General features: G+C 62.3%; 8 protein-coding genes, 1 tRNA gene and 1 pseudogene. 6 read left to right on the top strand and 4 right to left on the bottom strand.

Annotated elements, in window-relative coordinates:
• Positions 1 to 72 precede the first annotated feature (72 nt).
• From PX653_RS12205 to PX653_RS12185, 5 genes are all read left to right on the top strand, one after another.
• The gene (locus PX653_RS12205; protein WP_277418129.1) at positions 73 to 1,431 is read left to right on the top strand and encodes a cache domain-containing protein; all 1,359 of its coding nucleotides are present in this window, start codon (positions 73 to 75) and stop codon (positions 1,429 to 1,431) included.
• Entirely contained in the window at positions 1,428 to 2,063 is a 636-nt protein-coding gene (locus tag PX653_RS12200) for a response regulator (protein ID WP_277418128.1), read from the top strand. The genes PX653_RS12205 and PX653_RS12200 overlap by 4 nt, the downstream gene beginning before the upstream one ends.
• A 172-nt stretch (positions 2,064 to 2,235) precedes the next feature.
• Positions 2,236 to 3,411, top strand: coding sequence for an HDOD domain-containing protein (locus PX653_RS12195; RefSeq protein ID WP_277418127.1), 1,176 nt, complete (start codon positions 2,236 to 2,238; stop codon positions 3,409 to 3,411).
• Positions 3,412 to 5,445 carry a putative bifunctional diguanylate cyclase/phosphodiesterase gene (locus PX653_RS12190; RefSeq protein ID WP_277418126.1) on the top strand — a complete coding sequence of 678 codons (2,034 nt, stop codon included), beginning with the start codon at positions 3,412 to 3,414 and terminating at the stop codon, positions 5,443 to 5,445.
• Between the two features lie 207 nt (positions 5,446 to 5,652).
• Positions 5,653 to 5,742, top strand: a tRNA-Ser gene (locus tag PX653_RS12185).
• A 793-nt stretch (positions 5,743 to 6,535) separates the two neighbouring features.
• On the opposite strand, the pseudogene PX653_RS12180 reads toward PX653_RS12185, so the two are convergent.
• Both PX653_RS12180 and PX653_RS12175 read right to left on the bottom strand, forming a co-directional pair.
• Positions 6,536 to 7,707 (bottom strand): annotated as a pseudogene (locus PX653_RS12180) (IS3 family transposase); the annotation flags it as partial.
• Between the two features lie 28 nt (positions 7,708 to 7,735).
• Positions 7,736 to 8,080: a hypothetical protein gene (locus PX653_RS12175; RefSeq protein WP_277418125.1), complete on the bottom strand. Its 345-nt coding sequence runs from the start codon at positions 8,078 to 8,080 to the stop codon at positions 7,736 to 7,738.
• Positions 8,081 to 8,639: 559 nt separating this feature from the next.
• Here PX653_RS12175 and PX653_RS12170 point away from each other — a divergent pair.
• Positions 8,640 to 9,623 carry an IS5 family transposase gene (locus PX653_RS12170; RefSeq protein WP_277418124.1) on the top strand — a complete coding sequence of 328 codons (984 nt, stop codon included), beginning with the start codon at positions 8,640 to 8,642 and terminating at the stop codon, positions 9,621 to 9,623.
• Positions 9,624 to 10,346: 723 nt separating this feature from the next.
• On the opposite strand, the gene PX653_RS12165 is transcribed toward PX653_RS12170, so the two are convergent.
• Both PX653_RS12165 and PX653_RS12160 read right to left on the bottom strand, forming a co-directional pair.
• On the bottom strand, positions 10,347 to 11,276 hold the full coding sequence (locus tag PX653_RS12165) for an RHS repeat-associated core domain-containing protein (protein ID WP_277418123.1): 930 nt from the start codon (positions 11,274 to 11,276) through the stop codon (positions 10,347 to 10,349).
• A 35-nt stretch (positions 11,277 to 11,311) separates the two neighbouring features.
• Entirely contained in the window at positions 11,312 to 12,112 is an 801-nt protein-coding gene (locus tag PX653_RS12160; protein WP_277418122.1) for a hypothetical protein, read from the bottom strand.
• Positions 12,113 to 12,190: the final 78 nt, after the last annotated feature.

The following is a 12,190-nucleotide window of genomic DNA, read 5'->3' as shown; positions in this document are numbered from 1 at the left end:
CGCAACACTACGCAGCCCCGCTCGGTAGTACTACGTAGGCTTGCATCGGGGCGCGCAACGTACAATCCTGGGATGAAACTGCGCCAGAAAGTCCTGTTCCTCGCGATTGCGCCGCTGATCCTGGCGCTGTGCGCGATCGCGCTGGCGGTGCGCCACCAGTCGAACCTGCTGGCGCAGCAGCAGAAGGCGGCCATCGAGCAGGCGTACCTGGCCAGCAAGGAAGCGGAGCTGAAGCACTACGTGACCCTGGCGCTGCATTCGGTGGCGCACCTGTACGGCACCGGGCGGCGCGACCCGGCCGCACTCGACGAGGCCAAGCGCATCCTGTCGTCGCTGTCGTTCGGCGACGACGGCTACTTCTTCGTCTACGACATGCAGGGCAACAGCCTGATGCACCCGCGCCAGCCGGAACTGGTGGGCCGCAACCTGCTGACGATGAAGGACGGCGCCGGCAACCCGACGATCGAGCGCCTGCTGGCGCGCGCCCGCGCCGGCGGTGGGCTGGAACGGTATTACTGGGTCAAGCCTTCGACGCACCGCGAAGTCGCGAAGCTGGGCTACGTGATCCCGATGCAGCAGTGGGGCTGGATGCTGGGCACCGGCATCTACCTGGACGACGTGGAGAACGCGCTGGCGCGCATCGACGCCCAGCAGCGCGGCAATATCCAGAGCACGATGCTGTGGATCGCCGGGATCGCGATCCTGTCGGCGCTGGCCGTGGGCGCTTCCGGGCTGGCGCTGAACGTGTCGGAATCGCGCGTGGCCGATGCCAAGCTGAAGGCGCTGGCGCAGCGCGTGGTCGAATCGCAGGAGGAGGAGCGGGCGCGCCTGTCGCGCGACCTGCACGACGGCATCAGCCAGTGGCTGGTGTCGATCAAGCTGCAGATCGAGGCCGGCATCGTGCGCCTCACGGCGCAGCCGCCGCAGACGGAAAAGGCCGTGGCCGCGTTCGAGCACACGGCCGAACAGTTGAACAAGGTGCTGGGCGAGGTGCGGCGCATCTCGCACAACCTGCGTCCCGCGGTACTGGACGATATCGGCCTGGCCGCCGCGCTGGCCCACCTGGCCAACGAGTTCCAGCAGACCAGCGGCATGCCCGTGCAGTTCACGGCGTCCGGCCGCACCGACCGGCTGTTCGACGTGGCGAACACGGTGCTGTTCCGCATCGCGCAGGAGGCGCTGACCAATATCGAGCGGCACGCGCATGCAAGCCGCATCGAAGTGGCGCTGACGGGCGATGCGGACGGCGTCACGCTGGCGATCAGCGACGACGGCGTGGGCTTCGATACGGCCGGCATCGCCCAGCACCCGCAGCGCGGCATCGGCCTGCGCAACATGATGGAGCGGATGGAGTCGATCGGCGGCCGCTTCGAACTGACCTCGGACGCGGACGGCACCGTCGTGCGTGCCCGCGTGGAGAACGGCAAATGACGCTGCAAAAGACGATCCGCATCCTGCTGGTGGACGACCACCCCCTCGTGCGCGACGGCCTGCGCGCGCGCCTGGAAGCCGTGCCGGCCTTCGAGGTGGTGGGCGAGGCCGGCAGCGCGGACGAGGCGCTGGAGGTGGCGCACGCGCACGCGCCGGACCTGGTCCTGATGGACATCAATATGCGCGGCAAGAACGGCATCGAGGCCACGGCCGCGTTCCGCGAGCGGTTCCCGGCCATCGCGGTACTGATCCTGTCGATGCACGACAAGCAGGACTACGTGGCGCAGGCGATGGCCGCCGGCGCGCGCGGCTATGTGCTGAAGGATGCGCCGGGCAAGGACATCGTCGTGGCCATCGAGACGGTCATGTCGGGCGGGATCTACTACAGTGCCGCGCTGGCGGCGCAACTGGCGCGGCCTGCCGGCGCGGTGCAGGAGGAAGCGCTGACGACGCGCGAGCAGGAGGTGCTGCGCCACATCGCCAACGGCGAATCGAACAAGCAGATCGCCCGGGCGCTGGACCTGTCGGTGCGCACCGTCGAGACCCACCGCCTGAACATCAAGCGCAAGCTGGGCATCGAAGGGCAGGCGGAACTGATCCGTTATGCCGTCCAGCACATGCCGCAGATGTAAAAGAAACAAACTGGCCAGGGTGTCAACGGCTGTGCGTAAACCGTTGTAGCCGGTGGACAAATGTTGGTGACCGGAATCAGTTCTCTACCGTGCGCACATGTACACAAGGCAATTTCTGCTATATTCCACCACGGCTACTTTTGCCTGATTGAAAATTTCGTGACCGTCTTCCGTGACCCATACCGCAATCTCCGCTGACCAAAGTAAGTTCCCGCTGGCGGGACTGGAGGCCGTGGCGAACGCCCAGCACCAGTGGGTGGCGCTGGCCCTGACGCCCGCCCCGGGCCAGGATGCCTGGCAGGCGGTGCTGCAGCTGCTCGGTTATCCGGACGTGGGCGCCGCGCTGGCGCCGCTCGATTGCATCGTCGCGCTGGACGATCCGCTGCGCCTGAAGGACGAGCACATGACCGTGCTGCCGTCCAGCCGCATCGTGCTGCGCATTCCCGCCGCCGTGCTGGCCGAGCCGCCCGTGCGCAAGCGCTGCGCCGAGCTGGTCGAGCAGGGTTACCGCATCGTCGTCGACGGCGAACCGGGCATCCACGGCACGCAGGTGGGCGTGCGCGGCGTGACGAGCGACTGCGCCGTCGGCCTGCCGTCCGCGCTGGCGCTGATGAGCCTTCCCGGTCCGCATTGGGCCCGCAACGTGCCGGGCGCCGCGCGCCTGGCGGTGTGCCGCGCGGCGGGCATGACGTGGTTCAGCGGTCCCTATGAACGGGAACCGATGCCGGAGAAGGGCGACGGTACCGCGCGCAAGCGCCTGCTGGCGCTGCTGGGATTGCTGGCGCGCGACGCCGATTCGCGCGAGCTGGAGACGGTGCTGAAGCAGGACCCCGCGCTGTCGTATCACCTGCTGAAACTCGTCAACTCCGCCGCGTTCGCGCTGTCCGCGCCGATCCACAACTTCGGCCAGGCCATCAACGTGCTGGGACGGCGCCAGTTGCAGCGCTGGCTGCAGTTGCTGCTGTATGCGCGTCAGCAGGACGACAGCACGGCCAACCTGCTGTTGCCGCTGGCGGCATTGCGCGCCGCGCAGATGGAGGCGCTGTGCAAGCAGCAGGGCGGCGACCGGGACCGGCAGGACATGGCGTTCGTTGTCGGCGTGTTCGCGCTGCTGGACGTGCTGCTGTCGATGCCGATGCTGGAAATCGTCGGTGCCTTGAACCTCGATGCCGACGTGGCCGGCGCGCTGATCGAACGCAGCGGCCCGCTGGGCGAGTTGCTGGCGCTGGTGGAGCAGCCGGTCCCCGACACGGCGCGGCTGGCCGCGCTGGGCCTGACGGCCGAGGGCTACTGGCAAAGCCAGTTGCAGGGCTACCACTGGGCCATCCAGGTCAGCAGGAACCTGTAGATGCCCCATTCCGTCACCGATTTCCTGGGCAGCAGCGCGGCCGTGTGCGACGCGGTGCTGCGCCTGCGCGGACCGGCACTGACGGCGGAGCTGGGGCGCATTGCCGCCGCCATCACGCACAGCCCGTGGGGCCGCTACGTGCCGGAAGGCGTCACGCCCGGCAGCGCGGCACCGCGTGGCGCGCTGGTGCAGGAGGTGGCGTACGAACAGCACCGCTTCGGCCGCTTCGAAGTCGCGGGCCGCGACGACTACGGCACGGTGGAGCGCGAGCAACTGGCCAGCCTCGCGGGCCTCGCGGGCAGCGTCCTGCAGGTGCACGAACGGGCCCAGCGCACCACCCACGCCTACGTGCAGGTGGAGGCGCAGCTGCAGCACCAGGCGCAGATCCTCGACCACATCCACGAATCGGTCATCACGATGGACCAGAGCGGCTTCATCACGAGCTGGAACAAGGGCGCCGAGCGCCTGTTCGGCTACACGTCGGTGGAAGCGGTGGGCCGCAACATCCTGTTCCTGTACGACGACGAGGACCCGACCTTCCACGATCCGTTCCTGGAGCAGGGCGGGCGCCTGATGGAAGTGCGGCGCAAGAAGAAGTCGGGCGAGGTGTTCTGGGCCAGCCTGTCGCTGTCGCCCCTGTGCGACATCGACAACCGCTCGATGGGCCTGATCGCCTACCTGACCGACATCACGGAGCGCAAGGAAGCGGAAGAACGCATCCACCACCTGGCTTACTACGACGCGCTGACGCACCTGCCCAACCGCACCTTGCTGACGAAGCTGGTCGACCAGGCCATCGCGGTGGCGCAGCGCGGCGGCATGCAGGGCTGCGTGCTGTTCGTCGACTTGAACCGTTTTAAATTGATCAACGACGCGCTGGGGCGCCAGGCCGGCGACCAGTTGCTGCTGGAAGTGGCGCGCCGCTTCCGCCAGGCGCTGCGCGAGCAGGACGTGGTGGCGCGCCTGGGCGGCGACGAATTCGCCGTCGGCCTGTTCGAGATCGGCCAGGACCTGGAAGCGTCGCTGGTGGCGCAGAAGCTGATGGCCGCGCTGTCGGCGCCGTTCATCATCGACGGCAACGACCTGCGCGTGGGCGCCTCGATCGGCATCAGCGTCTACCCGCAGGACGGCACGGACGCGGAAACGCTGCTGCGCCAGGCCGACATCGCGATGTACCGCGCCAAGCAGGGCATGGAAGCGGACGGCGTGGCGTTCTACAGCCAGGACATGAACCAGGGCATGCACGAACGCATGCGCATCGAATCGGGCCTGCGCCAGGCGCTGGGCAACGGCCAGCTGCTGCTGCACTACCAGCCCAAGTTCTCGATCCACGACGGCACCATCATCGGCGCCGAAGCGCTGGTGCGCTGGCAGCACCCGGAGCGCGGCATGGTGCCGCCGGCCGAATTCATCCCGCTGGCCGAGGCCACGGGTCTCGTGGTGCAGGTCGGCGAGTGGGTGCTGGAGCAGGCCTGCGCCCAGGCGCAAGCATGGAAGCGCGCCGGCCTGCAGCCGATCCGCCTCGCCGTCAACGTCTCCGCCCGCGAATTCACGCAGGCCTTGCCGGGCCGCGTGCAGGAAACGCTGCGCCGCTACGGCCTGGAGCCGTCGTGGCTGGAGCTGGAGATCACCGAGAGCACGCTGATGCACAACATCGACCGGGTGATCGGCATCATGGACCGCATCACGGCGCTGGGCGTGGCACTGTCGCTGGACGATTTCGGCACAGGCTATTCCAGCCTGTCGTACCTGAAGCGCTTCCCGATCGACACATTGAAGATCGACCGCTCGTTCACGACGGGCATCCCGACGGACGCCAACGACTGCGCCATCGCCAGCACCATCATCAGCATTGCCCAGCAGCTCAAGCACCGCGTCATCGCCGAGGGCGTCGAGACCGTCGAGCAGCTGGCTTTCCTCAAGAGTGCCGGCTGCAACGAGGTGCAGGGGTACCTGTACTCGCGGCCGTTGCCTGCGGGCGAGTTCGAGCGGGCGTTGCGGGAGAAGTGGATGGTCGGGGTAAAGGCGGCTTGATGCAGCCGTCGGCTGGCCGCCGACCTCTCCGGGCGAGGGTCTGTCCCTTCGGGACTGACCCTGGTTTCCCAAGTTGCGGCTCGCGTTCTCCCATCCGGCTTCACCGAAACCTAGCCCCGTCGTCCCCGTCATCAGCACCTCTGCATCTGGCGGCCAAGCAAGGATTCTGTATAATGCGGGCACCTTGGTGTACAAGTACACCGACGAGGAAGCGTGGCCGAGTGGTTGAAGGCAGCAGTCTTGAAAACTGCCGACGGTGTGAGCCGTTCGTGAGTTCGAATCTCACCGCTTCCGCCAGGAAATAAAAGAAGACCGCCTCGGCGGTCTTTTTATTTTCGGGCGGAAGCGAGGAGAGCGCCTGCGCGCTCTCCGCGTGAGATTCGAAGGGCTGCGCCTGCAAGCGCAGCCCTCTCCGAATCGCCCATCTGCTGTTGAGGGTCTGCTTTCTCCGCAGAGCGAAGAAAGCAGACCCTCAACAGCGCCGCGCGCCGAGGGCGCGCGCTCGTCTTCCGGCGGTGTAGCCGCTCGAACTCCGCTCAAGCGAAATGCGTCCACTCTATTCGCGAACACAATGTCTGATTGCCAGAGCTGACCCCATCCTTTGACCGATCCTCCGACAGTGTGGCCTTGATAAAGGTGGTGACCACCGGACAGACCAATTGCCTCCCGCGTCAGATACCGTTCTGTGACCTTGCCATCGAAACCTGCAGCAGGCGGACGACAGGGTCACACTGGAAACCGGGAGCAGGGACCGGATTTTGGGCGTAAACGGAACACGAGGGCCTAGCTTTGCAGAAATGACGGCTTGGCTGTTAGTGGTTCTTATTGCCCTTTGATCGTTCGCGAAAATTGTATTCGGCAACTGAAGCTACGCTTTCAATAGAGTCGGTGGTTAAGTTCCTAACAAGCTCAAGGGGGGGTAAAGTGGACCCCTTCGTCAAGACACTGAGGCCGATAATTTAAGCTGGTCTGTCTTCATTTTTGCAGCTGCTCGGCGCTGCCCCGTAATTCTCTCACCGGGCCGCTGGAGAGGGGTATCTTCCAGTGGCTGCTCCCGGCACGGCTCCACAGCCTCGGCGATGCTGGTCTGGCCGTACTTATCCACGATCAGCGCGCCCCCACCGCTGCCGCTGCGGTAGACATCGGCAGGCGTACGGTATCCCAGAGACTGGTGCGGACGTGTGCCGTTGTAAAACACGAAGTACTGAGCCAGGCCGAGCGTCAGCTCGGCCATGTTTCCGTACCCCTTGAGGTATATGTCTTCGTATTTCACGCTGCGCCACAGCCGCTCGACAAAGATGTTGTCCAACGCTCGACCGCGTCCGTCCATGCTGATGGCTACGCCTTCACGTTTGAGCACGCCGCTGAATGCCGTGCTCGTAAACTGCGATCCCTGGTCGCTGTTGAACACGTCGGGCTTGCCGTGCACACGCAGCGCTTCCTCCAGGCAGTCCACGCAGAACGACGCATCCATGCTGTTGCTGATTCGCCAGGCCAGCACGCGCCGCGAGTACCAGTCGATAATCGCCACCAGATAGGCAAAGCCACGCGCGAGCCGGATATAGGTCACGTCTGTAGACCACACCTGGTTAGGGCGCGTTACCGCCACACCGCGCAGCAGGTAGGGATACACCTTGTGCTGCGGATGCGGCTTGCTCGTCGCCGGCCCCGGCGCCATGCCTGCCAAGCCCATTTCCCGCATCAGCCGCTGCACACGCTTGCGGTTCACCACATGGCCGCGCTCACGCAGAAACACTACCATGCGCCGGCTGCCGTAGAACGGTCTGCTGGTATATTCCTCGTCGATCAGCGCGCGCAGCTTCAGATCTTCTTCGTCCTCGCACCGCTGTCGCGATGCCGCTTCCAGCCGCCGGTATACCGTCGCGCGTGGTACATCGGCAAGTTCGCACTGGCGCGTTATCGGCATCTCGGCGTGCTCCGGTTCGATCCAGCCCAGGCGCTCTTCGCGGCTCATTCCCCCAGCTTTTTTTTAAGCCAATCCACTTCCATCTTGAGCCGGCCGATCTCGCTGTACAGCTTATCCTCCGGGCTCGTTTCATCGACCGGCTTCGGGCCACGCTTGGTATCGAACAGCGCCCCAGCGTTCTCCAGAATCTCCTTTTTCCACTGCCCGACCAGCACGGGATGCACGCCGAATTCCTGTGCGATTTCCGTCACCGTCTTCACTCCGCGCACTGCCTCTAAGCCCACCTTGCTCTTGAAGTCGGCGCTGTGCACCCTGCGTTTTTTACCTTCACTCATAGTCTGTCATCCTTTCGCGGACAACAGCTTAAACCACCGTCTCAAATCGTGGATCCACTATAGGGTGATTGGCCGCAATCGCCCTGCGTACGGTTTCGTCTGGATCTCTTGCAAGTAGCGGGAACATATCCAGAGTCAAGCGCCGCTTCTGTGCAATTAGCGAACGGACAGTCGGATCGTCACAAGAAGCGAGGATACGCATGATTTCGTCTGGAATCGTGCGGTTTTGCGCAACGTCTATCCGCCTTTCCGGACAGGTCTCGATGATCTCAGTCCATGTTTCGATTGTTGCGTTTTCCGAAAGCGTTTTGTTAGCTGCCTCTGCATCTTGGCTGGAGCATAATTTAATGAATTCTTCTGTAGAGCTGATCATGGTTTCGTATCCTTACATTTAAGCGATTTGAGGTCGACCATTTTCCCAGCTTCCCCTTTGTGTTTTCCCATTCTGTCACCGAATTCGTCCAGGTCAAAGGTATGATGAAGCGCATTACCCGTTGTTCAAATTGCTTCACCGCACTTCCTCCGTGACCTGTCTGGTCAATAGAGTGCCAGACGCCATCTTTTGGGTTTCGGATGACAGCCCCGAACTCGCCAGGATGATTACGGCTGCCGCTACCTGGAACGGGGAAGATAAAATCACGATAATAATTCTCTGTTTTTCATGGTCGTCGACTGGGATTATTATGGCAATTTTCGTCACGGTGTGCACAGTACTTTGCTTGTTGGTCGTTTGATCGAGGGAGTTATTTCAGTAGACTTAGCAACGGAAGAAGTTCGTAAGGTGCTCACTTGGTTCTTCTTCAGAGTCGTCGCAATCTTTAACACGACACTGATATCGACCTAGGGAAGCGCTGATTTATTCGGCGCCGGCCGCTCCGCTGGCGGCGCCCGTCTGAGATAATTTCGCTTCACCCAACCCCGTTCCGTCGATCATGCAGAAGAGCTTCTCCGACCTTGAGTACGCCAACAAAAAGAAACTGACGCGGCGCGACCGCTTTCTTGCGGAAATCGATAAGGCTACGCCGTGGGGCAAGCTGCATCAAGAGATCGAACCGTTTTACCCGAAGGTCAAGGGCGCTGGCCGTCCGCCGATTGGTCTGGCGCGCATGCTGCGCATGTACGTGGCCCAACAATGCTTTGGTCTGTCGGACGAAGGCATTGAGGACGCGATCTATGACAGCCAGGCGATCCGTGGCTTCGTCGGCATCGACCTCAACCGGGAGTCCGCGCCCGACGCGACGACATTGCTGAAGTTTCGGCATCTGCTCGAGGCGAATGGGCTGACCAAGAAGATCTTCGACACCATCAATGGCCATCTCGCCGAGAAGGGTTTGATGATGCGCGAGGGGACTATCGTCGACGCCACGTTGATCGCGGCGCCGCCGTCGACGAAGAACAAAGACGGAGAGCGCGATCCGGAAATGCACCAGTCGAAGAAGGGCAACGATTGGCACTTCGGGATGAAAGCGCACGTGGGCGTGGACGCTGCGTCGGGCCTCGTGCACACCGTCATCGGCACCGCCGGCAACGTCTCGGACGTCACGCAAGCTGGCGCGCTGTTGCATGGCGACGAGTCTGCTGCGCTGGGCGATGCGGGCTACCAAGGCGTGGAGAAACGCCCGGAGAATCAAGGCAAATCAGTCACATGGCATGTCGCGATGAAGCGTTCCAAGCGCAAGGCGCTGCCGAAGAACAAGCTGGGTCGCATGGTCGAAAAACTGGAGCATCTCAAAGCCAGCGTGCGGGCGAAAGTCGAGCATCCGTTCCACGTCATCAAGAACCTGTTTCGTCACCGGAAGACGCGCTATCGCGGCCTGGCAAAGAACACTGCTCAGCTGTTCACGCTGTTCGGCTTAGCAAATCTGATGCTGGCTGGCCGGCGATTTACGATCACTGAATCCCCACGTGCGTCCTGAGCGCCGAAAGGCGCAAAAAAACCCGACGATTCGCTGTAAATTCGGCTGTCCCGACCACAAAACGCGCATATCAAAATGACGGGACGGCTTGGCCGTCAAAAGACTGCAGGCACGCTGAAAATCGTCAATTGATCAGCGGTTCCCTAGTTTATTAACCATAAAAATAGAAAGTGGCCTGGTTTTCACATCAATTCCGACTTTAATAAAGTCTGTTCCGTTGGTGATGAAATTGTCTGAGTTGGATGATGGGTCAATAACTCGAATAGCGTCTATCGCGATAATTTCAATATCGCTTGAGGTTGCTAAATCAAAAAACGCAGCGTCTTTCTCGGATTTTGATTCAAAGTAAATGTGCACACAGTGTCCCATCAGATTTCACTCCCATGAGGTCTTGCTCTGGCTGTCGGATAGTCCTTGGGATTCCTTATCCCAATATGGTTATCGTACTTATTTGTATTCACCAAGCCATAGTCATCCAACGGGTTTCCGCACGGATCCTCCTTGTGGACGTGAGCATTCAAGCCTTCTTTTTAAGATTTCCATTCTTGTCGAGATTGACTTGAATCCGAACCTCCGACCCGTCGGCATGATTCCAAGTCGCATTCTTCCCGTTGTCCTTTTTCTTTGAGAACCCTCTCGCTGTTATGGTTTTCTCAATTCGGCCGATATGCATGCCTTTTAATCTTTCCAAAGTAGCTGCGGCTGACCTGCAGCGTGTGAGTCCTAACGGATCAGTCCATGCCGTGGGTTAGCCGCGTAAACATGCGTATTGGTTCCCCCGAGCAATCTGACCGGATCATTGGTGATAAATCGTCCGCTAGATGGGTCGTAATACCGATGCCGGTTGTAATGCAGACCCGTCTCGTCATCAAGGTACTGCCCCGGGAACCGGATCGAACTACTTGTGCCCGCTCTATGTGCTGCCTCGCTGATCGCCTCCTTCGCCTGTCCCCATGCCTTGTACTGTGCCGACCACGCGACCTTGCCCTCGCAGTCCGTCAACTGCTGCGATGTACCAAGATGATTGCACTGATAGAAAGCAATCTCATCCTTGCCGAACGGCTCGGCTTCCTGCTCGAGTTCGCCATTCCATAGTGGATCAAGGGCAATGTCATACCTTCCGTCGTTGCCTGCCATTAGCGTTTTCACATCCGTGGTCAGGGCTAGTTGAAGGGCCCGGCTTCGGGTAGCCTGCACCAGCGGGACGAAGCTGTCGCGCTCGTACACATAGTGCACGGTCCGTTCGCCCGCCGCATGGCCTTGGTGGGCGCTGCTTTCCCACGCCAAGGTGTCGCCATCCCAGCCGTATATGGTCCGGGTCGTCTGCCGGATGGCGGTACCTTCACTCGCTTGGCTGTGCTTGGCGATGCGCCGCCCCAGCGGGTCGTAGGCAAAGATCGTCACGCCATTCCGGGTAGTGGCCCGGACCATCCGGTTGAACGCATCCCACTCGAACGTGTCGCGCTGTGCATTCTGCACCCGTTCGACGAGGTTACCGCGTTCGTCATAGCGGTAGCTGGTGCCGGCATATTCCTTGAGCAGGTTGTCCAGCACTTTTGGTAGCGGGGGGCGGTGGCTGATCGCTTCTCGCTGCGCAGCAGGAAGCACCTGGATATTGCCTGCCGGGTCAAAGGCGAAGGTTTCGTGGCCCATGGCGCTGTTTGCGGCGAGCAGGCGCCCGACCGGGTCTAACGGTACTCGATGCGGCCGCGCCGGTTGTCATCGATCCCGGTCAACTGGCCGGACTGGTCGTAGCGGTAGCGCCGCTGGATCGCTGCCTGCATGCCGACTTGGACGTCCGGGCAGTACTGGCCGGGCGCGAAGTTCTGCTGGTCGCGGGCTATAGTGCCGAGCTGCTGTTCGATCAGGCGGCCGGCCGGGTCGTACTTCATCGTTTGCAGCAGCCCGTTGGCCTGCGTCCGTCCGGTTTCCTGGTACAGCGCGTCGCGCTCGAAGGACACGAGCTCCTGCCCGTCAAGCAGCAGGCCGTGTACGTGGCCGGCGCCGTACGTCAGCCATTCGATGCGGTGGCCGTCGGGGCGGGTGGTGCCGGTGCGCAGGTTGAGTTCGTCGTATTGGTGGTGCCAGACGGCGGTGCGCTTGTCGGGATGGAACGGGCCCTGGTAGTGCTGGTGCTCGCGCACCAAGTTGCCGGCGGCATCGTAGAACCATTGCAGCCGGGCGTGCTCGTTCCTTGCGTCAGCCAGTTGGCCGTTGGCGTTGTACGCGAAGGTCTCGATTTGCTCCGGCTTGCCAGGGGCTGCGGCGCGACGTTGTACGAGCCGGCCCATGGCGTCGAACTCGAGTCGCGTCGTTACGCCGGCTTCGACGGTTTGCGCCAGCACGCCGGTGCCTTCCTTGTAGCGGTACTCGGTGGCTTTGCCATCGAAACCCTGTTCCTGCAGCAGGCGGCCGACCGGATCGTACTGGAAGCGGTAGACGCTGCCGTTTTCGTTTCCAGCACGGACAGGCGGCCCAGCGCGTCCCAACGGTACTGCAGGCTTTGGCCAAGCGCGTCGGTGCGCTGCGCGATCAGTCCGGCCGCGGTCTAGCGATCGGCGGTGCTG

The organism is Pseudoduganella chitinolytica (assembly GCF_029028125.1).
GTDB classification, from domain to species: Bacteria; Pseudomonadota; Gammaproteobacteria; order Burkholderiales; family Burkholderiaceae_D; genus Rugamonas; species Rugamonas chitinolytica.
Note: the sequence above shows the minus strand (reverse complement) of the source record. Positions and strands in the feature narration are given on the sequence as shown.

Bases quoted from the DNA above. Each gene is read 5' to 3' on its own strand.
- PX653_RS12190 (WP_277418126.1), top strand. From the start codon at position 3,412: ATGCCCCATTCCGTCACCGATTTCCTGGGCAGCAGCGCGGCCGTGTGC.
- PX653_RS12165 (WP_277418123.1), bottom strand. From the start codon at position 11,276: ATGGGCCACGAAACCTTCGCCTTTGACCCGGCAGGCAATATCCAGGTG.
- PX653_RS12205 (WP_277418129.1), top strand. From the start codon at position 73: ATGAAACTGCGCCAGAAAGTCCTGTTCCTCGCGATTGCGCCGCTGATC.
- PX653_RS12200 (WP_277418128.1), top strand. From the start codon at position 1,428: ATGACGCTGCAAAAGACGATCCGCATCCTGCTGGTGGACGACCACCCC.
- PX653_RS12170 (WP_277418124.1), top strand. From the start codon at position 8,640: ATGCAGAAGAGCTTCTCCGACCTTGAGTACGCCAACAAAAAGAAACTG.
- PX653_RS12175 (WP_277418125.1), bottom strand. From the start codon at position 8,080: ATGATCAGCTCTACAGAAGAATTCATTAAATTATGCTCCAGCCAAGAT.